General features: G+C 72.0%; 22 protein-coding genes. 12 read left to right on the forward strand and 10 right to left on the reverse strand.

Annotated features, from left to right (window positions below; genetic code table 11):
- The first annotated feature begins 41 nt into the window (after positions 1 to 41).
- From rimO to ACFTZL_RS16760, 5 genes are all read left to right on the forward strand, one after another.
- Complete coding sequence (rimO, locus tag ACFTZL_RS16740) at positions 42 to 1,520, forward strand: 30S ribosomal protein S12 methylthiotransferase RimO (RefSeq protein WP_382582603.1); 1,479 nt, start codon at positions 42 to 44, stop codon at positions 1,518 to 1,520.
- Complete coding sequence (gene pgsA, locus ACFTZL_RS16745) at positions 1,517 to 2,371, forward strand: CDP-diacylglycerol--glycerol-3-phosphate 3-phosphatidyltransferase (RefSeq protein WP_382582606.1); 855 nt, start codon at positions 1,517 to 1,519, stop codon at positions 2,369 to 2,371. Before rimO ends, pgsA begins: the two co-directional genes overlap by 4 nt.
- Positions 2,368 to 2,790, forward strand: a complete 423-nt coding sequence (locus ACFTZL_RS16750; RefSeq protein ID WP_382582609.1) for a CinA family protein — start codon at positions 2,368 to 2,370, stop codon at positions 2,788 to 2,790. The genes pgsA and ACFTZL_RS16750 overlap by 4 nt, the downstream gene beginning before the upstream one ends.
- A gap of 109 nt (positions 2,791 to 2,899) precedes the next feature.
- Positions 2,900 to 3,280 (forward strand): helix-turn-helix domain-containing protein, encoded by a 381-nt coding sequence (locus ACFTZL_RS16755; RefSeq protein ID WP_003993396.1) that lies wholly within the window; start codon positions 2,900 to 2,902, stop codon positions 3,278 to 3,280.
- A 224-nt stretch (positions 3,281 to 3,504) separates the two neighbouring features.
- A complete protein-coding gene (locus ACFTZL_RS16760; RefSeq protein WP_243379206.1) occupies positions 3,505 to 3,975 on the forward strand; it encodes a Dps family protein in 471 nt (156 codons plus the stop codon).
- Between the two features lie 395 nt (positions 3,976 to 4,370).
- Here the strand turns inward: ACFTZL_RS16760 and ACFTZL_RS16765 are convergent, their stop codons facing one another.
- From ACFTZL_RS16765 to ACFTZL_RS16775, 3 genes are all read right to left on the reverse strand, one after another.
- Positions 4,371 to 5,135, reverse strand: coding sequence for an SDR family NAD(P)-dependent oxidoreductase (locus ACFTZL_RS16765; protein ID WP_382582613.1), 765 nt, complete (start codon positions 5,133 to 5,135; stop codon positions 4,371 to 4,373).
- Between the two features lie 32 nt (positions 5,136 to 5,167).
- The gene (locus ACFTZL_RS16770) at positions 5,168 to 5,998 is read right to left on the reverse strand and encodes an Fpg/Nei family DNA glycosylase (RefSeq protein WP_382582616.1); all 831 of its coding nucleotides are present in this window, start codon (positions 5,996 to 5,998) and stop codon (positions 5,168 to 5,170) included.
- 130 nt (positions 5,999 to 6,128) lie between these two features.
- On the reverse strand, positions 6,129 to 11,054 hold the full coding sequence (locus ACFTZL_RS16775; protein ID WP_382582619.1) for an ATP-dependent helicase: 4,926 nt from the start codon (positions 11,052 to 11,054) through the stop codon (positions 6,129 to 6,131).
- A 130-nt stretch (positions 11,055 to 11,184) separates the two neighbouring features.
- On the opposite strand from ACFTZL_RS16775, the gene ACFTZL_RS16780 reads away from it, so the two are divergent.
- Genes ACFTZL_RS16780 through ACFTZL_RS16790 form a run of 3 tightly spaced genes read left to right on the forward strand, consistent with a single transcriptional unit; the run spans position 11,185 to position 13,081 of the window.
- The gene (locus ACFTZL_RS16780) at positions 11,185 to 12,015 is read left to right on the forward strand and encodes an AraC family transcriptional regulator (RefSeq protein WP_382582622.1); all 831 of its coding nucleotides are present in this window, start codon (positions 11,185 to 11,187) and stop codon (positions 12,013 to 12,015) included.
- A 23-nt stretch (positions 12,016 to 12,038) separates the two neighbouring features.
- Positions 12,039 to 12,773 carry an AzlC family ABC transporter permease gene (locus ACFTZL_RS16785; protein WP_382582625.1) on the forward strand — a complete coding sequence of 245 codons (735 nt, stop codon included), beginning with the start codon at positions 12,039 to 12,041 and terminating at the stop codon, positions 12,771 to 12,773.
- Positions 12,770 to 13,081, forward strand: a complete 312-nt coding sequence (locus tag ACFTZL_RS16790; RefSeq protein WP_382582629.1) for an AzlD domain-containing protein — start codon at positions 12,770 to 12,772, stop codon at positions 13,079 to 13,081. The genes ACFTZL_RS16785 and ACFTZL_RS16790 overlap by 4 nt, the downstream gene beginning before the upstream one ends.
- On the opposite strand, the gene ACFTZL_RS16795 is transcribed toward ACFTZL_RS16790, so the two are convergent.
- Complete coding sequence (locus ACFTZL_RS16795) at positions 13,082 to 14,026, reverse strand: hypothetical protein (RefSeq protein WP_382582632.1); 945 nt, start codon at positions 14,024 to 14,026, stop codon at positions 13,082 to 13,084.
- 80 nt (positions 14,027 to 14,106) lie between these two features.
- Between ACFTZL_RS16795 and ACFTZL_RS16800 the strand changes: the two genes are divergently transcribed.
- From ACFTZL_RS16800 to recX, 4 genes are all read left to right on the forward strand, one after another.
- Positions 14,107 to 14,301, forward strand: coding sequence for a DUF3046 domain-containing protein (locus tag ACFTZL_RS16800; protein ID WP_382582635.1), 195 nt, complete (start codon positions 14,107 to 14,109; stop codon positions 14,299 to 14,301).
- 125 nt (positions 14,302 to 14,426) lie between these two features.
- On the forward strand, positions 14,427 to 15,716 hold the full coding sequence (locus ACFTZL_RS16805; RefSeq protein WP_382582638.1) for an AI-2E family transporter: 1,290 nt from the start codon (positions 14,427 to 14,429) through the stop codon (positions 15,714 to 15,716).
- 252 nt (positions 15,717 to 15,968) lie between these two features.
- Positions 15,969 to 17,096, forward strand: a complete 1,128-nt coding sequence (gene recA / locus ACFTZL_RS16810) for a recombinase RecA (protein WP_382582641.1) — start codon at positions 15,969 to 15,971, stop codon at positions 17,094 to 17,096.
- A 3-nt stretch (positions 17,097 to 17,099) separates the two neighbouring features.
- Positions 17,100 to 17,936, forward strand: coding sequence for a recombination regulator RecX (recX, locus tag ACFTZL_RS16815; RefSeq protein ID WP_382582644.1), 837 nt, complete (start codon positions 17,100 to 17,102; stop codon positions 17,934 to 17,936).
- Positions 17,937 to 17,994: 58 nt separating this feature from the next.
- Here the strand turns inward: recX and ACFTZL_RS16820 are convergent, their stop codons facing one another.
- The 6 genes from ACFTZL_RS16820 to ACFTZL_RS16845 all read right to left on the reverse strand — a co-directional run bounded on the left by ACFTZL_RS16820 (position 17,995) and on the right by ACFTZL_RS16845 (position 22,614).
- Positions 17,995 to 18,429 carry a rhodanese-like domain-containing protein gene (locus ACFTZL_RS16820; protein WP_382582647.1) on the reverse strand — a complete coding sequence of 145 codons (435 nt, stop codon included), beginning with the start codon at positions 18,427 to 18,429 and terminating at the stop codon, positions 17,995 to 17,997.
- Positions 18,426 to 18,992: a cysteine dioxygenase gene (locus tag ACFTZL_RS16825; protein ID WP_382582649.1), complete on the reverse strand. Its 567-nt coding sequence runs from the start codon at positions 18,990 to 18,992 to the stop codon at positions 18,426 to 18,428. The genes ACFTZL_RS16820 and ACFTZL_RS16825 overlap by 4 nt, the downstream gene beginning before the upstream one ends.
- A gap of 96 nt (positions 18,993 to 19,088) precedes the next feature.
- A complete protein-coding gene (locus tag ACFTZL_RS16830; protein WP_382582651.1) occupies positions 19,089 to 19,250 on the reverse strand; it encodes a putative leader peptide in 162 nt (53 codons plus the stop codon).
- Positions 19,251 to 19,270: 20 nt separating this feature from the next.
- The gene (locus tag ACFTZL_RS16835) at positions 19,271 to 20,878 is read right to left on the reverse strand and encodes an FAD-dependent monooxygenase (protein ID WP_382582654.1); all 1,608 of its coding nucleotides are present in this window, start codon (positions 20,876 to 20,878) and stop codon (positions 19,271 to 19,273) included.
- 177 nt (positions 20,879 to 21,055) lie between these two features.
- Positions 21,056 to 21,952 (reverse strand): amino acid ABC transporter permease, encoded by an 897-nt coding sequence (locus tag ACFTZL_RS16840; RefSeq protein ID WP_382582657.1) that lies wholly within the window; start codon positions 21,950 to 21,952, stop codon positions 21,056 to 21,058.
- Entirely contained in the window at positions 21,949 to 22,614 is a 666-nt protein-coding gene (locus tag ACFTZL_RS16845; protein ID WP_193476363.1) for an amino acid ABC transporter permease, read from the reverse strand. Before ACFTZL_RS16845 ends, ACFTZL_RS16840 begins: the two co-directional genes overlap by 4 nt.
- Between the last annotated feature and the right edge of the window lie 50 nt (positions 22,615 to 22,664).

Raw genomic sequence — 22,664 nt, forward strand, 5'->3', positions numbered from 1 at the left:
GTCGACGTGGGGTGTCAGCGGGACGAAGTACTCTTGAGCCCATGCCTGAACGCCGTACCGTCGCACTGGTCACCCTTGGCTGCGCCCGTAACGAGGTGGACTCGGAGGAGCTCGCAGGCCGTTTGGAGGCGGACGGCTGGCACCTCGTGAAGGACGCCGAGGACGCGGACGTCGCCGTCGTGAACACCTGCGGCTTCGTCGAGGCCGCCAAGAAGGACTCCGTCGACGCCCTCCTGGAAGCCAACGACCTCAAGGGGCACGGCAGAACCCAGGCCGTGGTGGCGGTGGGCTGCATGGCCGAGCGGTACGGCAAGGAACTCGCCGAGGCCCTCCCCGAGGCCGACGGCGTGCTCGGGTTCGACGACTACACGGACATCTCGGACCGGCTCCAGACCATCCTCAACGGCGGCATCCACGCCTCGCACACCCCGCGCGACCGGCGCAAGCTGCTGCCGATCAGCCCGGCGCAGCGCCAGGAGTCCGCCGCCGAGGTCGCGCTGCCCGGGCACGCCCCGGCCGACCTTCCGGAAGGCCTCGCTCCGGCCTCCGGTCCCCGCGCGCCCCTGCGCCGCCGCCTTGAGGGCACTCCGGTCGCCTCCGTGAAGCTCGCCTCCGGCTGCGACCGGCGCTGCTCCTTCTGCGCCATCCCGTCCTTCCGCGGCTCCTTCATCTCCCGCCGCCCGAGCGACGTGCTGAACGAGACGCGCTGGCTGGCCGAGCAGGGCGTGAAGGAGATCATGCTGGTCTCCGAGAACAACACCTCCTACGGCAAGGACCTGGGCGACATCCGCCTGCTGGAGTCGCTGCTGCCCGAGCTCGCCGAGGTCGACGGCATCGAGCGGGTCCGGGTGAGCTACCTCCAGCCCGCGGAGATGCGGCCCGGCCTGATCGACGTCCTGACCTCGACCGCGAAGGTCGCGCCCTACTTCGACCTCTCCTTCCAGCACTCCGCACCCGGCGTGCTGCGCGCGATGCGCCGCTTCGGCGACACCGACCGCTTCCTGGAACTGCTCGACACCATCCGGAGCAAGGCGCCCGAGGCCGGCGTGCGCTCCAACTTCATCGTCGGCTTCCCCGGCGAGAGCGAGGCCGACCTCGCCGAACTGGAGCGGTTCCTCGACGGCGCGCGGCTGGACGCGATCGGCGTCTTCGGCTACTCCGACGAGGAGGGCACCGAGGCGGCGACCTACGAGAACAAGCTCGACGAGGACGTGGTCGCCGAGCGGCTGGCCCGGGTCTCGCGGCTGGCCGAGGAGCTCGTCTCGCAGCGCGCCGAGGAGCGCGTCGGCCAGACCGTGCACGTGCTCGTCGAGTCCGTCGACGAGGAGGGCGTGTACGGCCGCGCCGCGCACCAGGCGCCCGAGACGGACGGCCAGGTGCAGCTCACGAGCGGCGCGGGGCTCGTGAGCGGTCGTATGGTCGAGGCGAAGGTGGTCGGTACGGAGGGTGTCGACCTGGTGGCCGAGCCCCTGCAGGGCTCGTTCGCGTCGCCTGCGTGGAGTGAGGAGGCGGGCAGATGACCGGTGTCCCGGCAGCCGCGGCGGGAGGCGCCTCCGGCGCCAGGAGGCCCGCGGCCGGTGCGGCCTCGGGGAAGGTGCCCGGGTCGGCGGTCGGCCGCACGGCCGCACGGTCGGCTGAGGGCGGGACATCCGGTACGGGGCACGGTGCGGGTGGCAGTGGGGCAGTCGTCGGTGAGGGCTCTGACGGCGCCGCCGCCGGCGTCGACGCACAAGGCGAAGACAAGGGCGCGCGGGGCAAGAAGCTGACGGCAGCGGCCGTCAACCAGGCCAGTGTCTGGAACATCGCCAACCTCCTGACCATGCTCCGGCTGGTGCTCGTACCGGCCTTCGTGGCGCTGATGCTCGCGGACGGCGGATACGACCCGGCGTGGCGGGCCCTGGCTTGGGCGGCCTTCGCCATCGCCATGATCACGGACATTTTCGACGGCCACCTGGCGCGCACGTACAACCTGGTCACGGACTTCGGGAAGATCGCCGACCCCATCGCCGACAAGGCGATCATGGGGGCGGCGCTGATCTGTCTGTCCGCCCTCGGGGATCTGCCGTGGTGGGTGACCGGCGTCATCCTCGGGCGGGAACTCGGGATCACCCTGCTGCGTTTTGTTGTCATCCGGTACGGCGTCATCCCCGCCAGCCGCGGCGGCAAGCTCAAGACCCTCACCCAGGGCGTGGCCGTGGGCATGTATGTGCTGGCGCTGACGGGGTGGCTGGCCACCCTGAGGTGGTGGGTGATGGCTGCTGCGGTCGTTCTGACCGTGGTGACCGGGCTCGACTATGTGAAACAGGCCATTGTGCTGCGCAGGCAGGGAATCGCCGAGCGCAAGGCCGCGTTGGAGGAGAAGGAAGCGTGAGTTCCACGGCCACTGACGTGGTGCGACTACTCACGGTGAAGGGCCGGAAGCTCGCCGTCGCGGAGTCGTTGACCGGTGGCCTCGTTGCCGCGGAGGTCATATCGGCTTCCAAGGCGTCCCAAGCCTTCCGGGGCTCCCTGACCGCCTGTGCCACCGACGTGACCAGCGGTGGCGCGTGTCCCGAGCCGCGGGACGGCAGGGCCGTCGGGGCGGTGGTAGGCGCCGTGGACGGGCCCTTCGGGGTCGATTCCGGTTCTGCCCCCGGCGGAAAAGTGGAGGCTCTGCGGTTGAACGGCGACCGCGAGGAAATTCGTAGAGAGAGTGTACGGAGCGTACTCGCACTGCTCCTGAAGGGGCTTGCGGGCGAACAGACTGGGAATGAGCGGGCACAGGATACGGAACGGAACGGGGGGTTTTGATGTTTGCAGCCCTGAGTGAACACGACATCGCTCCCCGCACGGCCGCGGCGCAAGGCGGTACGGTGGGGCGTAATGGATGCGGCTACGCGGTCCGAGGAGGGAGCCACCGATGATTCTGCTCCGTCGCCTGCTGGGTGACGTGCTGCGTCGGCAGCGCCAGCGCCAGGGCCGTACTCTGCGCGAAGTCTCCTCGTCCGCCCGAGTCTCACTCGGCTATCTCTCCGAGGTGGAGCGGGGGCAGAAGGAGGCTTCCTCCGAGCTGCTCTCCGCCATCTGCGACGCGCTGGACGTACGGATGTCCGAGCTCATGCGGGAAGTGAGCGACGAGCTCGCCCTCGCCGAGCTGGCCCAGTCTGCTGCGGCCACCCCCAGCGAGCCTGTACCCACGCCGGTTCGTCCGATGCTGGGTTCCGTATCGGTGACCGGTGTGCCACCGGAACGGGTGACCATCAAGGCGCCCGCCGAGGCGGTGGACGTCGTCGCCGCGTGAGCGTTATCGCGTACGCGGCATGAAACGAACGGCGCCGACCAGGCGCTAGGAGTGCTGAGGCCCCGGCCGGGCCTCTCCGGGAGATCCGGAGGGGTGCCCGCCCGGGGTTTTTGCTTGCACGCGGGCAGTCCGGCGCCGGACTGCCCGTTTCGTGTGCGTTTGCCGGTGTGGCGTACGGCGGTCATCGTTGAGGGGATGGCGGGGGACAGTCCACGGAGGTGCGGATGTACGTCGTCAAGAGCCCGTTGTCCGACGCGAGCTTGAAGACCGTGTCGGAGGCGCTGCAAGGTGCGCTGGTCGACCTGGTGGATCTCGCCCTCGTGGCGAAGCAGATCCACTGGAACGTGGTGGGACCGCGCTTCCGTTCCGTCCATCTCCAGCTCGACGAGGTCGTCGACACCGCGCGGAAGTACTCCGACACCGTGGCGGAGCGCGCCGCGGCGCTCGGTATCTCGCCCGACGGGCGTGCCGCGACGGTGGCCGTCGGCAGTGGCATCGGCGTGACCCCTGAGGGGTGGGTCGATGACACGACCGCCGTGGGGGCGCTCGTCGAGGCGCTGGGCGCGGTGATCGCGCGGATGCGGGAGCGGGTCGAGGCGACCGGCGAGCCGGACCCGGTGAGCCAGGACATCTTCATCGGCATCACGGCGGACCTGGAGAAGCATCACTGGATGTTCCAGGCCGAGAACGGGTGACGGGATCGGATGACGGTCCGGCCGGGCGTGATGCCGCCCGGCTTCGAGTGGTGCGCGGTGCGCCTGTGTGCCGTTGGTGCGCCCTGCCGGCGGGTCCGAGCGGCCGAATAGCGTCGGGCCGGAGGTGGCGGCCATGGCGGGGATAGGGCGCTGGGGGGTCCGGGGCTGGGGGGTCCGCGGGGCCGGGCTCGGTCTGGGGGTGCTGTGGTGGTGGGCGGTGCTCCGGCTGGCGGTCGTGCCCGGCGCCGGGGCGGTGGAGGCAGCGGTCGCGGCCGGGGGGTGGGGGCTGAGCGTGTTGCCGGTGCACTGTGTGCCGAAGGAGCGGGCGAGTGGGGTGGTCGGCCCGGGGCGGTGGCGGAGGGCCTGGGGGGTGCGGGGTGATCGCGGAACCCGTGCTACCACGGCATCGCCACACCCCCGTTCGGGCGGAGAATCTGGCCTGTGGTGAACGCCGAGGCCTCGGATGCCAGGTGCAGGACCGCGTGAGCGATGTCCTCGGGCTCGCCCACCCGGCCCAGGGGTGACATACGGGCCATGACGGACTCTGTGTGCGTCTGGGCCTCGCTGTCGTGGCGGTCGGTCATCGGCGTACGGATCCAACCGGGAGCGACCGCGTTGACGCGGATGCCGTGCCGGCCGACCTCTGTCGCGAGGGTCTTCGTCAACTGGACCACCGCCGCCTTCGCCGCGCCGTAGCAGAGCAGCCCGGGACCGCCGGTGTCCACGGCGCCCGAGGCCATGGTGACGATGCTGCCCCGGGTGCCGGTTGCGATCATCAGACGGGCCGCTTCCTGGCAGGCGTACAGCACACCCTTGAAGTTCACGTCGAGCACCCGGTCGAGGTCCTCGTCCCGGGTCTCCAGCACGGGACTGCTGTGCATGATGCCGGCGATCGCGGCCAGGGCGTCCAGGCGTTCGCAGGAGGTGATGGCCTGTCTCAGCTGGGAGCGGTCGGTGACGTCGAGGGGGTGCGGGTGGGCGGTGCCGCCGGTGTCCTTGATCAGGGCCGCCGTCTCGTGCAGGCCCTCGGTGTCGCGGTCCGCGCAGTGCACGGTCGCGCCCGCCTCGGCGAGCAGGAGGGCCGAGGCGCGGCCGATGCCGCTCGCGGCCCCGGTGACGAACGCGGTGCGGCCGCTGAGGTCGTACGCCGTGACGGGCATATAGGGACCGTACGAGCGAATCTGACGGGTCGTCAATTACTTGAGCCGGGCCGGATGCGTCCGGCCGGGGCCGGGGCGGGGCCCGGCTGGCAGGTGGGACACCAGTAGGTGGGACGTTCGCGGGAGCCGTCGCCCTGGTCGGCGACGCGGACGGAGGTGCGGCAGCGCAGACAGGGACGGGGGGCCCGGCCGTAGACGAAGAGGTCCTGGCCGCGGCGGCCCGTCGTACTGCGGACCGGGCGGTCGCGGTTGGTCTCCAGCAGCTTCCTGGCGAGCGCGGGCAGCTTCGCGGCGCGTTCGGCGGGCAGGTCGCCCACGGGGAGCCAGGGGGTGACGCCGAGCAGGAAGCAGAGCTCGCTCTTGTAGACATTGCCGATGCCGGCGAGGTTGCGCTGGTCGAGCAGGGCCTCGCCGAGGGGGCGGGCGGGGTCCTGGAGGACATGGGCGAGGGCTCGGTCGGGGTCCCAGTCCGGGCCGAGGAGGTCCGGGCCGAGGTGGCCCACCGCGCGGTGCTCGTCGGTGGTGCGCAGGAGTTCCAGGACGGGCAGGCGGTAGCCGACGGCTGTGCTGTCGGCGTTCGCGAGGATCGCGCGGATCTGGTGGCCTGGGCCGCCGCTCCAGCGCCGGCCGTTCGCGTAGACCTTCCAGGAGCCGTCCATCCGCAGATGGGAGTGGAGCGTCAGGCCGCCCTCCACGCGGGTCAGGAGGTGCTTGCCGCGCGGGGTGACGTCGAGGACCGTACGACCCGTGAGGTCGGCCGTGGCGAACCGGGGCACCCGCAGGTCGCTGCGGGTCAGCACCTTGCCCGCGAGGGCGCCGTGCAGCCGCTTCGCGGTCTGCCAGACCGTGTCACCTTCGGGCATGGGTCAAGGGTGGCACGGGGGCGGGGTGGTCGGAGGTTCGTGGTCGGGTGGGGAGGGCGGAGGCCCGTGGTGGGTGTCCGCTGGTGGGCGGGGTGTGGGCGGGGTGTGGGCGGGGTGTGGCGGCAGGCGGTCAGGCGCGGAGGCGGAGTCCGCGGGGCGTCGCGATGAAGCCCGCTCCTTCCAGGAGGGTGCCGATGGGAGAGGTCAGGGCCTGGGTGCCGTTGACCCGCTCCACCGTGACCGTGCCGAGGGAGCCCGCGCGGGCGGCTGCGGCGAGTGCCTCCGCGGCCGTGCGCAGGCGGGGGTCGTCGGTGGGTGCGCCGTCGGGGTCGGCGGCCCAGGCCAGCAGGGTCTTGCCGCCGCGCTCCATGTAGAGCGTCAGCTCGCCCTCGACGAGCACCACCAGGGAGCCCGCCTTGCGGCCCGGCTTGTGCCCGGCGCCGGTCGGGGGTTCGGGCCAGGCCAGGGCGGCGCCGTACGCGTTCGCCGGATCGGCGGCGGCGAGGACCATGGCCCTGGACGCGGGGTCCGGGCGGGTACGGCGGCCCGGGAACCCGGCGTCGTACGCCGGGCGTCCGCCGTTCTGCCAGGGCGGGGCGGCCTGCGGGGGGTAGTCGCGGGGCGAGACGTAGTCGCCCGGGGACGGCTGGGGTGCCGGGGTGCCGTAGGCGGGGCCGAAGTCGGGGAAGCCGTCGGGGCCGGGGTCGTCGGTGTGGCCGTTGGAGCGGGGCGCGTCGTCCAGCTCGGCGAAGTCATGGGCCGGGAACGGATCGAGGTCGGGGCCCGGAGGAGGGCCGGGCAGGTCCTGGCCGCGGTCGCGGGCGTTGGACACCGCGCGCAGGCGGTCCACGGCGCCGTCCATCGCGAACTGAGCCGCGCCGAGCCCCTCCACCACATAGCCGCGGCGGGCCTGGCCGCTCTCCTCGAAGACGGACAGGACGCGGTACGTTGCCGAGAACCCGCCCTCGACTCCTTCCGCCGAGACCGCGCCCCTGGTCACCACGCCGTGCCGGTCGAGGAGGGTGCGGGCGAGGGCGTGGGCGCGCACCGTGGGGTCCGGCTCGTGGGACGGGAGCAGGGACCAGCGCCCGGCGACGGTCGGCGGACCGGAGCGGGACGCGGCGGGGCGGGCCGCGGCCGTCAGGGAGCCGTACCGGCCGCGCGGGACCGCCCGCTTGGCGCGGTGGGCCGTGGAGCCGGCGGTACGGCCCGAGCCGAGCAGGGAGCGCATGGGGGTGAGCGTGTCGTTCGTCAGGCGGCCGGACCAGGCGAGGTCCCAGAGCACGTCGGCGAGCTGGGGATCGGTGGCGTCGGGGTGGGTGGTGGCGCGGACCTGGTCGGTGATCTGGCGGAAGAACAGGCCGTAGCCGCCGGACAGGGTGTCCAGGACGGACTGGTGGAGGGCGGTCAGCTCCAAGGGGTGCGGGGGCGGCAGGAGCAGGGGGGCCGCGTCCGCCAGGTAGAGGGAGACCCAGCCGTCCTTGCCGGGGAGCGAGCCGGCCCCGGCCCACAGCACCTCGCCCGCTGCGGTGAGCTCGTCCAGCATCCCCGGGGTGTAGTTCACGACCCGGGAGGGCAGGACGAGCTTCTCCAGGGCGGAAGCCGGCACGGACGCGCCCTGCACCTGCTCGATGGCGCGCACCAGTCCGTCGATGCCGCGCAGGGAGTGTCCCTTGCCGATGTGCTGCCACTGCGGGAGGAACTGGGCGAGCGCGGCGGGCGCCACCGGCTCCAGCTCGTGTCGCAGGGCGGCCAGGGAGCGGCGGCGCAGTCGGCGCAGAACGGCCGCGTCGCACCACTCCTGGCCGATCCCGGCCGGGTGGAACTCGCCCTGGACGATCCGGCCCGCCGCGGCGAGCCGGTGGAGGGCGCCCTCGGTGACGGCCACGCCCAGGCCGAAGCGGGCCGCCGCCGTGGCCGAGGTGAACGGGCCGTGGGTGCGGGCGTAGCGCGCGAGGAGGTCGCCGAGCGGGTCCTTGACGGGCTCCGTGAACGCTTCCGGGACACCGACCGGCAGGGCCGTGCCCAGGGCGTCGCGCAGCCTGCCCGCGTCCTCGATCGCCGCCCAGTGGTCTCCGCCCGCGATCCGGACCCGGATGGCACGGCGGGCACCGGCCAGTTCCTGAGCCCACTGGGGTTCGGCGCCCCGCTCGGCCAGGTCCGTATCCGTGAGCGGGCCGAGGAGGCGGAGGAGGTCCGCGACGCTCTCGGCGTCCTTAGCGCGGCGGTCCTCGGTGAGCCACTGCAGCTCGCGCTCCAGCTCGGTCAGCACCTCCGCGTCGAGCAGCTCGCGCAGCTCAGCCTGGCCCAGCAGCTCGGCCAGCAGCCGGGAGTCCAGCGACAGGGCGGCTGCGCGGCGCTCGGCGAGTGGGGAGTCGCCCTCGTACAGGAACTGGGCGACGTAGCCGAAGAGGAGGGAACGCGCGAAGGGAGACGGTTCGGCAGTGGTGACCTCGACGAGGCGCACCTTGCGGGACTCCACGTCGCCCATCAGTTCGACGAGTCCGGGGACGTCGAAGACGTCCTGGAGGCACTCGCGTACCGCCTCCAGGACGATCGGGAACGAGCCGAACTCGCTGGCCACCTGCAAGAGCTGGGAGGCGCGCTGCCGTTGCTGCCACAGAGGCGTGCGCTTGCCGGGGTTGCGGCGGGGCAGGAGCAGCGCGCGGGCGGCGCACTCGCGGAAGCGGGACGCGAACAGGGCCGAGCTGCCCACCTGGTCGGTGACGACCTGGTCGACCTCGCCCTTGTCGAAGACGACGTCGGCGGCGCCCACGGGGGCCTGTCCGGCGTCGTACTCCCGGCCCATCTTGACCGGTTCCTGGTCGAGCAGGTCCAGGCCCATCAGGTCGGCGTCCGGCAGGCGCAGCACGATGCCGTCGTCGGCGTGCATGACCTGCGCGTCCATGCCGTACCGCTCGGAGAGCTTGGCGCCGAGGGCGAGCGCCCACGGGGCGTGCACCTGGGCGCCGAAGGGGGAGTGCACCACCACCCGCCAGTCGCCGAGCTCGTCGCGGAAGCGCTCCACGACGATCGTCCGGTCGTCCGGGACATGGCCGCAGGCCTCGCGCTGCTCCTCCAGATACGAGAGCACGTTGTCCGCCGCCCAGGCGTCCAGGCCCGCGGCGAGGAGGCGGAGGCGGGCGTCGTCCTTGGGCAGCGAACCGACCTCGCGCAGGAAGGTGCCCAGCGCCCGGCCCAGCTCGAGCGGACGGCCGAGCTGGTCGCCCTTCCAGAAGGGCAGCCGGCCCGGTACGCCCGGGGCGGGGGAGACCAGGACGCGGTCGCGGGTGATGTCCTCGATGCGCCAGGAACTCGTGCCGAGCGTGAAGACGTCGCCGACGCGGGACTCGTAGACCATCTCCTCGTCGAGCTCGCCGACCCGGCCGCCGCCCTTCTTGGGATCGGCGCCCGCGAGGAAGACACCGAAGAGGCCTCGGTCCGGGATCGTGCCGCCGGAGGTGACAGCGAGGCGCTGTGCGCCGGGGCGGCCGGTGATCTCGCCGGTGACGCGGTCCCACACCACGCGCGGGCGCAGCTCGGCGAAGGCGTCGGACGGGTAGCGGCCGGCGAGCATGTCGAGCACCGCCGTGAAGGCGGACTCGGGCAGTGAGGCGAAGGGGGCGGCCCGGCGGACGGCTGCCAGCAGGTCGTCGAACTGCCAGGTGTCCAGAGCCGTCATGGCGACGACCTGCTGGGCCAGGACGTCCAGAGGGTTGGCGGGGACCCTGAGGGACTCGATGGCGCCGGTGCGCATGCGCTCGGTGACCACCGCCGCCTGGACCAGGTCGCCTCGGTACTTGGGGAAGACGACGCCGGTGGAGACCGCGCCCACCTGGTGGCCCGCGCGGCCCACGCGCTGGAGGCCGGAGGCGACCGAGGGCGGGGATTCGACCTGGACGACCAGGTCGACCGCGCCCATGTCGATGCCCAGTTCCAGGCTGGAGGTGGCGACCACCGCGGGCAGCCGGCCCGCCTTGAGGTCCTCCTCGACCAGGGCGCGCTGTTCCTTGGAGACCGAGCCGTGGTGGGCACGGGCGATGACCTGGGGTGCGCCCTGGGCGGCTCCCGAGCCGCCCATCAGCTCGGCCGGGGTGTGGTGCTCGTCGAGAGGCTCGCCGGTGGCCCGCTCGTACGCGATCTCGTTCAGGCGGTTGCACAGGCGCTCCGCGAGGCGGCGGGAGTTCGCGAAGACGATCGTGGAGCGGTGGGCCTGGACGAGGTCGGCGATCCGCTCCTCGACGTGCGGCCAGATCGACGGGCGCTCGGCGCCCTCCGAGCCGTCGGACACGGGGGACCCGCCCAGCTCGCCCAGGTCCTCGACCGGGACGACCACGGACAGGTCGAACTCCTTGCCCGACTCCGGCTGGACGATCTCCACCTTGCGCTGGGGCGAGAGGAAACGGGCCACCTCGTCGACCGGGCGGACCGTCGCCGAGAGGCCGATGCGGCGGGCCGGCCTCGGCAGGAGGTCGTCCAGCCGCTCCAGGGAGAGGGCCAGGTGGGCGCCACGCTTGGTGCCGGCGACCGCGTGCACCTCGTCGAGGATCACCGTTTCGATACCGGTCAGCGCGTCGCGCGTGGCGGAGGTCAGCATCAGGAACAGCGACTCGGGGGTCGTGATCAGGATGTCCGGCGGGCGGGTGGCCAGGGAGCGGCGCTCGGCGGCCGGGGTGTCGCCCGAGCGGATGCCCACCTTGACCTCGGGCTCGGGCAGGCCCATCCGCACGGATTCCTGGCGGATGCCGGTCAGGGGGCTGCGGAGGTTGCGCTCGACATCCACGGCCAGCGCCTTGAGGGGCGAGACGTACAGGACCCGGCAGCGCTTCTTGGGATCGGCGGGGGGAGGGGTCGAGGCGAGCTGGTCCAGGGCGGCCAGGAAGGCGGCCAGGGTCTTGCCGGAACCGGTGGGGGCGACGACCAGCACGTCCGAGCCCTCGTGGATGGCCTGCCACGCGCCGGCCTGGGCGGTGGTGGGCGCGGGGAAGGCACCCGTGAACCAGGCGCGGGTCGCGGGTGAGAAGCCGTCCAGGGCTCGGTGCGCATTGCTGGGCATGCGTCCATCGTGCACCTCGGCACTGACAACGGGGCCCGATGGCGGTTTGGCCAGGTCGTCTTCGCACACGTCGCGGGCGCCGGAGACGGGTGACCGGGGAGCCACGGGCGGGGCGGCGGACAATGGCCGTATGACAGAGCGCGCGCGGCACTGGCAGTACGACGAGCTGCCCGGGGTGGATCTGCTGCGGGCCCGGTACGTGCGGAAGACGTTCGTGCGGCACACGCACGAGAACTTCGTGATCGCCGCCATCGCCGACGGGGTGGAGGTGTTCCACCACGGTGGGGGTGATCAGTACGCCGGGGCAGGGGCCCTCGCGCTGGTGAATCCCGATACTCCGCACACCGGGCGGGCCGGTGTGCCCGAGGGGTGGCGGTACGGGGCCGTCTATCCGTCGGTCGACGTGGTGGCGGAGATCGCGGCCGAGACGACGGCGCTGCGGGGGACGCCGGGGTTCGTCAGTCCGGTGATGGACGATCCGTACACCGTCGGTCTGGTGCACCAGGTGCTGCGGGCCGCCGACGAGGGCAACGCCCTGGCCGCGGACACGCTGTTGCGGGTCGCCGTGACCAGGTTGCTGCGGTTGAACGGTGGGCCCATGCCGCGGCGGGAGGTGCGGACGGCCGGGACCCGGATCGCGGCACGCGCGCGTGGTGTGCTGGAGGAGCGGATGGCGCTGCCGCCGACTCTGGAGCAACTGGCGGCTGATCTCGGGACCAGTCCGTTCGCTCTGCTGCGGGCCTTTCGGAACGCCTACGGGATGCCGCCGCACGCGTGGCTCACGGACGCGCGAGTCCGGCGGGCGCGGCGGCTGCTGGACCTCGGGACGGCGCCCTCCGAGGTCGCCGTGGCCGTGGGGTTCACCGATCAGCCGCATCTCAACCGGCACTTCAGCCGCATGGTCGGGGTGCCGCCGGGGGCGTATCAGCGGGAGCGCAAGAACGTACAAGACCTGAGGTAGCAACTGCTCGTAGCGTGCGGGGCGTGGTGGATCGGACAGCTCTCAGAGATACAGGGACCGGTGGGAAAGAGGACCGGGCCGTCGTACGGGACGCACTGGGCGTCGGGGTGGCCGTGGGGCTCTCCGGGTTCGCCTTCGGAGTGACGTCGGCCGGCAGTGGACTCACGCTGATGCAGACGTGTGCGCTCAGCCTTCTGGTGTTCACCGGGGCCTCCCAGTTCGCCCTGGTGGGCGCGATCGCGGCAGGAGGCAGTCCGTTCACGGCGGCTGCCGGGGCCTTCTTCCTGGGCGTGCGGAACGCCTTCTACGGCCTGCGGCTGTCGCAGTTGCTGGCCCTCCCGCGCGTGGTGCGGCCGTTCGCCGCCCAGTGGGTGATCGACGAGACGGCCGCCGTCGCGCTGGCTCAGCCCACGCGGCGCAGCGCGCGGATCGGGTTCGCCGTGACCGGGCTGACCTTGTACGTCCTGTGGAACCTCACCACGCTGCTCGGCGCCCTGGGGGCCGAGGCCATCGGGGACACCGACGCGTGGGGGCTGGACGCCGCGGGGCCCGCGGTGTTCCTGGCCCTGCTCGCGCCGATGCTGAGGACCGGCACCGAGCGGGCCGTCGCCGGGCTGGCCGTGCTCCTGGGGCTCGGGCTGCTGCCCGTACTGCCCGCCGGGGTGCCGGTGCTGCTGGCCGCGCTGGCGGCGCCGGTCGTCCTCTGGGCGGACGGCCGGCGCAGGGGTGCGCCCGCTTCCCGGGAGGACGAGGCGTGAACGTCTGGATCGCCATCGGTGTGACCGTCCTCGGGTGCTACGCCGTCAAGCTGGCCGGACTGCTGGTGCCGGCCGGAGCCCTGGAGCGGCCCGTCGTCAAGCGTCTTGCCGCGTTGCTGCCCGTCGCGCTGCTCGCGGCCCTCACGGCCCAGCAGACCTTCGCCGACGGGCAGGCGCTGGTGCTGGACGCGCGGGCCGCCGGGCTCGGAGCGGCGGCCGTGGCCCTCGTGTTGCGCGCCCCGTTCCTGCTCGTCGTCGCGGCGGCCGTGGTGGTGACCGCGGGGGTGCGGGCCATAGCGGCGTGGTGATCAGTCGATGGTGCGGCCGTAGGCGCTGAGGGTGCGCAGGGCCTCGATCGTCACGACCGGGCGGGCCTCCAGAGCGGGGGCCGGGGCCCGGTGGCGCCATCGGGCGGGCCAGCCGCCGTCCTCCTGCTGCTGGGCCGCGAGGTGGTCCAGGGAGCGGGTCATCTCGTCGTCCGTGAACCACGCGCGCGCGAGGGAGCGCGGCGTCCTCGCGTAGTCGTACGGGAAGTGGTGCTCGCCGGAGGCGTAGCCGGGCGAGACCGGATACGCGTCCGCGTTGTCGGGGTCCAGGGCCACGAGGCCCTCTGCGCGTACCAGGCGGCCCAGGCGGTCGGCGGCCGCCTCCGCGCGCGGGCGGTCGGGGGCGGAGTCCAGGAAGGTCACGGCGGCCTCGATCTCGTACGGGTGCGACTTCTCCAGGGACTCGACCGCCTGCCAGCAGAAGTCCGTGGCCCGGAACAGCCAGGCGTGCCACACCTCGTTGCGGTGCAGCAGCCCCACCACCGGCCCGGTGGCCAGGAGGTCGCCGGGCGGGTCGGCCACGACCGGCACGAAGGGGGCCGTCGGACAGCCGCGCCCGCCGGGATGGACCGCCGGGAGCGCGCCGTCCGCCGTCGAGACGGACGTCAGGTAGCGGCACACGCGTTCCACGCGCTGGCCGGCGCAGCGCGCCACGGCGTCCAGGACGCGCAGGGCGTGGGCAGTGTGCGGCGGTCGGCTGACCGGACCGCGCAGATCGGGCTCCAGCGCGTGGCCGTACCCGCCGTCCTCGTTGCGGTAGGCGTCCAGCGCCGTCTCCACCGGGTCGGCGGCGGCGCCACGGAAGTGGTGGGCGAAGAGGCGCTGCTCCAGCACGCGCGCGGTGAGCCAGACGAAGCGCTCCGCGCGCGTGACAGGGCTGTGCGGCGCGGGCGTCGGGGGGAGTGTGGAAGCTCCTGTTTCGGCCATGGGTCCGACCGTAGGGCGGAAAGCGGCGCCGGCAGGCGGTCCTGGCTCAGGCCCACCCTCAGGGGCGGGATACTGGAGTCATGCGGTTGACGGTCTTCTGGCAGCGGATGGCGGAGCACTTCGGTCCGGGCTACGCCGACACTTTCGCGCGCGATCACGTGATGACGGAGCTCGGCGGGCGCACCGTGCACGGGGCGCTGGAGGCCGGCTGGGACGCCAAGGAAGTCTGGCAGGTGGTCTGCTCGGTGATGGACGTGCCCCGGGAGAGGCGCTGACCGACCCGGCGCGCAGAGCGTCGACCGGTCGCGGCAGACGGCCGACCGGTCGCACGGACCGCTGACGGGTCACGAAGATCGCAGGCGGGCAGACGGCTGTCGGTGGCGTGGGTGAGACTTAGTCCGTGGCACCCATTGACGAGACCGGGCAGGCAGCCCAGCAGTCCTCCCCGTTCGGTACGACGCCGCCGACCGGGCCCCCCGCCTCGGGCGGAACCACCGGGCCGAACGGCCGCATGCCGCGCTGGCTGCCGCGCGCCATGGTGCTCGCGCTCGCCCTCGTCGCGGCGTTCCAACTGGGCAGCTGGGCCTTCCACCAGGTCACCGGCCTGCTGATCAACATTCTGATCGCGTTCTTCCTGGCGCTCGCCATCGAACCGGCGGTGGGCTGGATGGCCTCGCGCGGCGTGCGCAGAGGCCTGGCCGCGTTCATCGTCTTCATCGGCGTGGTGATCGTGTCGGCGGGCTTCGTCACCCTGCTCGGCTCCATCCTCGCGGACCAGATCATCAAGATGATCGAGGGCTTCCCGGAGTACCTCGACTCCGTCATCCACTGGATCAACACACACTTCAAGACCGACCTGAAGCGTGTGGACATCCAGGAGGGTGTGCTCCGCTCCGACTGGCTGCGCAACTACGTGCAGAACAGCGCCACGGGCGTCCTGGACGTGTCCGCCCAGGTCCTCGGGGGCCTCTTCCAGCTGCTGACGATCGGGCTGTTCTCGTTCTACTTCGCCGCGGACGGCCCGCGACTGCGCCGCGCGCTCTGCTCCGTCCTGCCGCCCGCCCGGCAGGCCGAGGTGCTGCGCGCCTGGGAGATCGCCGTGATCAAGACCGGCGGCTACATCTACTCGCGCGGCCTGATGGCGCTGATCTCCGGCGCGGCGCACTTCGTCCTGCTGCAGATACTGGGCGTGCCCTACGCGCCCGTGCTCGCCGTGTGGGTGGGCCTGGTGTCGCAGTTCATCCCCACCATCGGCACGTATCTCGCGGGCGCCCTGCCCATGCTGATCGCGTTCACGGTGGATCCCTGGTACGCGCTGTGGGTGCTGATCTTCGTCGTGGTCTACCAGCAGTTCGAGAACTACGTGCTGCAGCCCAAGCTGACCTCGAAGACCGTCGACATCCACCCCGCGGTCGCCTTCGGCTCGGTCATCGCGGGCACCGCGCTCCTCGGCGCCGTCGGCGCGCTGATCGCCATCCCCGCCATCGCCACGCTCCAGGCCTTCCTGGGGGCGTACGTGAAGCGCTACGACGTCACGGACGACCCGCGCGTGCACGGCCATCGCTGGCGGGGGGAGGGGCCGGGCCTGATAGCGCGCACGAGGCGGCTGTGGGAACGGCGGCGGGGTGCGGAGCGACCGGAGGACCCGAAGGACCCGGAGGGCGGAGGGCCCGGCCAGGGCTCCTCCTGATCTCGTCGTTCGCTGGACCGAGCCATGACGTGGCACCGCTGCCGTCGCCGAGCGGATGCGCTTGACACGAAAATCGAACATCCATTCTTATGGAGTCTCCGGCAAGACTCAACGGCGAGCATTTCGACGTACTTTGGGTAGAGAAGTGCCCGAGTTATCCACAGGCCGGACGTGCGTCGGGGCGCATTGTCAGTGGCAGGCGTTAGCGTCTTTGACGTGAAGCGATCGACTCAAGCAAATCGGGTGGAACCCATGGCAGGAACCGACCGCGAGAAGGCCCTGGATGCCGCGCTCGCACAGATTGAACGGCAATTCGGCAAGGGCGCGGTCATGCGCATGGGCGAGCGGCCGAACGAGCCCATCGAGGTCATCCCCACCGGGTCGACCGCACTCGACGTGGCGCTCGGCGTCGGCGGCATCCCACGCGGCCGAGTGGTGGAGGTCTACGGCCCGGAGTCCTCCGGCAAGACGACCCTGACTCTGCACGCGGTGGCGAACGCGCAGAAGGCCGGCGGCCAGGTCGCCTTCGTCGACGCGGAGCACGCCCTCGACCCCGAGTACGCGAAGAAGCTCGGCGTCGACATCGACAACCTGATCCTGTCCCAGCCGGACAACGGCGAGCAGGCCCTGGAGATCGTGGACATGCTGGTCCGCTCCGGAGCCCTCGACCTCATCGTCATCGACTCCGTCGCCGCGCTCGTCCCGCGCGCCGAGATCGAGGGCGAGATGGGCGACTCGCACGTGGGTCTGCAGGCCCGCCTGATGAGCCAGGCCCTGCGGAAGATCACCAGCGCGCTCAACCAGTCGAAGACCACCGCGATCTTCATCAACCAGCTCCGCGAGAAGATCGGCGTGATGTTCGGTTCTCCGGAGACCACGACCGGTGGCCGTGCGCTCAAGTTCTACGCCTCGGTGCGCATGGACATCCGCCGCATCGAGACCCTGAAGGACGGTACGGACGCGGTGGGCAACCGCACCCGTGTCAAGGTCGTCAAGAACAAGGTCGCGCCGCCCTTCAAGCAGGCGGAGTTCGACATCCTCTACGGGCAGGGCATCAGCCGCGAGGGCGGCCTGATCGACATGGGCGTGGAGAACGGCTTCGTCCGCAAGGCCGGCGCCTGGTACACGTACGAGGGCGACCAGCTCGGCCAGGGCAAGGAGAACGCGCGCAACTTCCTCAAGGACAACCCCGACCTGGCCAACGAGATCGAGAAGAAGATCAAGGAGAAGCTGGGCGTCGGCGTGCGACCCGAGGAGCCTGCCGCCGAGCCGGGCACGGACGCCGCGGTCTCCCCCGCTCCGGCCGACGCCGCGCCCGCGGTGCCCGCCCCGGCAGCGGCCAAGACCGCCAAGTCCAAGGCCGCCGCAGCCAAGAGCTGACCCGTGACACGACGAACCGACTGGGCGGAGTACGAGTACGCCGCCTCCGGTGCCCCACGGGGGAGGGGCACCGGAGACGACGTGGGCGCGGCCGTGGACGGTCACGGAGAGTACGGGAGCGACGGGTCGTACGGGGAGGACGAGGGGCCGTACGGGGGCGGCTCCCGAGACGGCGACTCACCCGGCACAGGCTCACGCGGAGGCGGTTCACGCAGGGGCGGCTCGCGTGACGGCGGGGCGCGTCGTGGGCGTGGACGTCGCCGGCAAGGCTTCGGTGAGGTGATTACCGAAGACGGAGGCTCCCACTCCTCGTCGAGGGCCGAGCAGGGGGAGTCTCCAGGGGACCCGGTCGAGCAGGCTCGGGCGATCTGCCTGCGCCTGCTCACCGGGACCCCGCGGACCCGCAAGCAACTCGCCGACGCCCTGCGCAAGCGGCAGATCCCGGACGACGCCGCCGAGGAGGTGCTGTCGAGGCTCGAAGAGGTCGGCCTCATCAACGACAGCGCCTTCGCGGACGCCTGGGTGGAGTCCCGCCACCACGGCCGGGGGCTGGCGCGGCGTGCGCTCGCCCGGGAGCTGCGGACCAAGGGCGTCGAGTCCACGCTGATCGACGAGGCCGTCTCCCAGCTGGAGCCCGAGCAGGAAGAGGCGACCGCGCGTGAGCTCGTCGCGCGCAAGCTCCGCTCCACCCGGGGGCTCGACCGCGACAAGCGACTCCGCCGCCTCGCGGGCATGCTCGCCCGCAAGGGCTACTCCGAGGGCATGGCCCTGCGCGTGGTCCGGCAGGCGCTGGAGGAGGAGGGCGAGGACACGGACTTCCTCGGGGACGAGCAGTTCTGAGACGACCAGTGCTGAGACCTGCGTCTCCGAGACGAGCCGTTCGGATTCTCCGGCGTGATCACACGACCGGGAGCCCCGACGCCTTCCACGCCTGGAACCCGCCGACCAGGTCGGTGGCCCGGTGCAGGCCCAGCCAGTGCAGGGACTGAGCCGCCAGGCTGGAGGCGTAGCCCTCGTTGCAGATCACGACGACACGCAGGGAGTGGCTCGTTGCCTCGGCGGCCCGGTGGCTGCCCTGCGGGTCGAGACGCCACTCCAGCTCGTTGCGCTCGACGACGAGCGCGCCGGGGATGAGGCCGTCGCGCTCGCGCAGCGCCGCGTAGCGGATGTCCACCAGCAGCGCGTCACCGGCCTCGGCGGCCTCGTACGCCTCCTGCGGCTCGATCCGCTCGTAGCCCGCGCGTACGCGCTCCAGCAACTCGTCGATGCCGACGGGAGGTCGGACACCGCCGCCACTGCTGCCGCTCACCGGCTCGTGTGCGCCGGCGCTCACTGCCAGTCCTCCGGCCGCTCCACCTGCTCGAGCCGGAGGATCGGCCCGCTGCGGCTGTAGCGGCGGATCTGCGGCAGGGGCGGGTAGTAGGCGTGGACGGAGATCGCGTGCCGCTCGGGGGACTCGTTGAGCACCTCGTGGACGTGATGCCGGCCGAAGGAGCGGCCCTGGCCGGACGACAGCCGGCGTTCGCGGTCCACACCGTCGGAGAGCTCCAGGGTCTTCCAGCCGTCGCTGGGCAGCCGCGCGGTGAGCGAGTTCTCCTTGAGCTCGCCCGAAGCGGTCAGGAAGGCGCCGACGGACTCGGCGTGGTCGTGCCAGCCGGTGCCCGTGCCGGGCGGCCAGCCGATCAGCCAGGCCTCGCTGCCGCCGGGCCCTTCCAGCCGCACCCAGGTACGGCCTTCCGGGTCGAGCGGCAGGGAGTCGATCAGCTCGGTGTCGGCGGCCGTACGCCGGACGAAGTCGAAGAGGTCGGCCTGGGTGGGCCCGGAAGAGGCGGAGGAGCCGGACGTAGAGCGAGACGTAGAGCTGGAGGAAGGGGATGCGGAGGGGGATACAGACACGGGTGCCGTCCTGGAGGTCCTGATGCGGGTTCGCACGGGAGGCGCGTCGGCCGGCAAGGAGAGCGCGGCGCGCGCGGAGGAAAGAGGGATGCGAAGTCAGCAGGACGGGCGACACACGCAGCCCGCATAGCGGAGGAGGTCCATATGGACCCTCCGCCACAGGCGCACACAGGTGTCAGTCACGCACCGGAGTACACCACGGCAGTCCGGGCAGGTCAACTCACTGTCACCATGCGGACGCACTGTGACAGAGAGCACGTCCCCTCCGGTGTCTGAGGTCAGCGCGAGCCGGCCGACGCACCGGCCTCGGCCTGCGCCTTCACCGGCCCGCCCACCGCGGCCTCTGCCGCCGTGTACAGATCGGCCGGGCGCACTCCGCTCAGCGCGGTCACGAGATGCCCGTCCGGGCGTACCAGGAGCACCGTGTGTGCGGCAGCGCCCGGATAGCTCTCGGCGACCAGCAGCTCGGCGTGGTGCGGCAGTGCCGTGACCGCGGCGGCGAGCTGGGGCATGATGCCGGCGCTCACCCAGTGCCTGCGCTCCCACACGCCCGTGCCGGGGGCGATCAGCACGACGAGCAGCGCGCCGCGGCCGAGCCGGTCCCGCAGCCGGACGAAGGTGCCGTCCTCCGCGGTGACCCGTACGTCGATGACCGACGATCCGGGCGATGTCCGGACCGGGACCTCTCCTTCGAGGGGCGGGGGCGCGAGCGGCGAGTCGGCGTACGCCCCCGGCGCGCCCAGCTGGCCGTGCCCCAAGTGGCCGTCCGTGAGGAGCGAGTCGTGGCCCCGGGCCGAGCCGGGGACGTAGGAGCGCAAGCCTCCGCCGCCGCGCAGCAGCGGAAGGGCCTGGTCGGCTGCGCGGAGCCGGGCCGCCACGATCGCCCGGCGTTCGGTCTGGTAGCTGTCGAGGAGTGCCTCGTGCGGTCCGTGGTGCCAGGCCAGGGCCAGTTTCCAGGCGAGGTTGTCGGCGTCCCGCAGACCCTCGTCCAGCCCGTGCGTGCCCAGTGAACCGTGGAGGTGCGCCGCGTCCCCCGCGAGGAAGACGCGGTCGGCGCGCCAGCGGCGGGCCAGCCGGTGGTGGACGGTGTGCACACCGGTGTCCAGGAGCTCGTACGGCGGGGTCGTGCCGCCCGACCAACCTGCCAGGGTCTCCCGGATGCGGGTCAGCAGCAGCTCGGGTGTGACCAGGTCCTTTCCGGGCGGCAGAAGCCAGTCCAGACGCCAGACGCCGTCCGGCAGAGGGCGCGCGGTGACCTCGCCGGCCGAGGGGCCCGACATGCGCCACGGCGGCATGCGGTGCAGCAACGCCTCGTTGTACCAGGGCAGTTCCGTCCGCAGCGCCGCGACGGCGTGACGTTCCACCGCCGTACGGCCGGGGAAGCGGATGTCCTGGAGCTTGCGCACGGTCGAGCGGGGGCCGTCGCAGCCGACCAGGTAACTGCCGCGCCACCACGTGCCCTTGGGGCCGCGGGTGTGGGCCGTGACGCCCGAGGACTCCTGCTCCATGCCGTCGAGCCGGCTTTCCACCGCGACCTTGACGAGCGGTTCGCCCGCGAGGGCCGCGCGCAGGGCGCCGGTCAGCTCGTGCTGGGCGATGTGCAGCGGGACGGGCTCGGTGCCGTCGAAAAAGACCTCGCGCATCACCTGCTTGCGCCGCACCGACCGCCATCCGGCCCAGTGGGCGCCGATCCGGTCCAGGGGGACGCCGGTCAGCCGTTCGATGAGGGCGGTGGTGTCCTCGCGGAGGACCACGGTGCGCGACGCACGGGGTTCGTCCTTGCCCGGCCCTTCGTCGAGGACGACGCACGGCACCTCCTGGCGCGCCAGCGCCAAGGCGAGCGTGAGCCCGACGGGCCCCGCTCCGACGACGATCACCGGGTCCACGGCGCGGCGCCCCCTGCCCGTGGTGACGTCCTGAGGGACGCAGGTGAACACGAAGTTGGAGCAGGGTGCACGATCACAGAACGTATGCAACCCATTGCCGGTGCTTGCGTCAAGTGACTCAGGGGCAGTGGCGATCATGCCACTGCCCCTGAGTATGTCATCCGGGTTGACCGAGTGTCAGACGGTGCCTCCGGTGCCGGTCCCGGTCGTGCCGGCGATCTGTGCGTCGTTCGCGCCCACGACCGCTCCCGTCGACTTCTTGGCCTGCCGCAGCCGGCGCTCGAGCCAGCTCGCGAAGGACGTGAGGGCGAAGTTGAGCGCGATGAAGATGACAGCCACGACCGTGAAGCTGGCGATGATGTTCGCGCCGTAGTAGCCGCTCATCGTGTTCGCCGAGGAGAGCAGTTCGGAGTAGGTGAGAACGGCGCCGCCGAGCGCGGTGTCCTTCACGATGACGACGAGCTGGCTCACGATGGCCGGGAGCATCGCGGTGACCGCCTGCGGCAGGAGGATCAGGCGCATCAGCTGGCCCTTGCGCAGGCCGATCGCCTGCGCCGCCTCGGCCTGGCCCTTGGGCAGGGCCAGGATGCCTGCCCGGACGATCTCGGCGAGGACGGACGCGTTGTACAGCACCAGGCCGGTGACGACCGCGTAGAGCGGACGGTCGTCGGAGCTCACGTTGGTGTACTCGGCGAACAGAGCGAGGCCGAAGATCATCAGGACCAGCACGGGGATGGACCGGAAGAACTCGACCACGACCGCGGCCGGAATCCGGACCCACGCGTGGTCCGAAAGGCGGGCGATGCCGAGAACCGCGCCGAGCGGCATCGCGATGATCACCGCCAGGGCGGCGGCCTTCAGCGTGTTCAGCAGACCCGGCCAGATGTAGGTGGACCAGGCCTCGGTGCCGGAGAAGAACGGTTCCCACAGGGCCCATTCCAGCTGGCCCTTGTCCTTGAGAGTGCCGAACACCCACCACAGCAGGGCCGCGGCGGCGGCCACGAAGACCACCGTGAGGATGACGTTGCGCCGCTTGGCCCGAGGGCCCTGGGCGTCGTACAGAACGGAGCTCATCGCTTCACCGCCACCTTCTTGCCCACCCAACCGAGGATCAGACCGGTCGGCAGCGTCAGAACCACGAAGCCGAACGCGATGATCGCCGCGATCAGCAGCAACTGGGCCTCGTTCTCGATCATCTCCTTCATCAGTACCGCCGCCTCGGCGACACCGATGGCGGCCGCGACCGTGGTGTTCTTGATGAGGGCGATCAGCACGTTCGCCAGCGGGACGACAGACGAACGGAACGCCTGCGGCAGCACGACCAGACCCAGCACCTGGCGGAAGCTGAGGCCGATCGCCCGAGCCGCCTCCGCCTGCCCGACCGGCACCGTGTTGATGCCGGACCGCAGCGCCTCGCACACGAAGGACGAGGTGTAGAAGATCAGGCCCAGCACCGCAAGCCGGAAGTTGATCGTCTCGACGTCATCGGCGCCGAGGGAGACACCCAGCGTCTGGTTCAGGCCCAGCGACGTGAACAGGATGATGACGGTCAGCGGGATGTTCCGCACGATGTTCACGTACGCGGTCCCGAAACCGCGCATCAGCGGCACCGGGCCGACGCGCATGGCGGCCAGCATGGTGCCCCAGATGAGAGAGCCGACGGCGGACAGCGCAGCGAGTTGCACTGTCGTCCAGAAGGCTCCCAGCAGGTCGTAATCCTCAAGAAAGTCGAACACGATCTCCCGCGCTTCCGCGTATAGGGATACCCCGGTGCGCCGCCCCGCAG

This window comes from Streptomyces sp. NPDC056948 (genome assembly GCF_042674225.1).
Taxonomy (GTDB): domain Bacteria; phylum Actinomycetota; class Actinomycetes; order Streptomycetales; family Streptomycetaceae; genus Streptomyces; species Streptomyces purpurascens.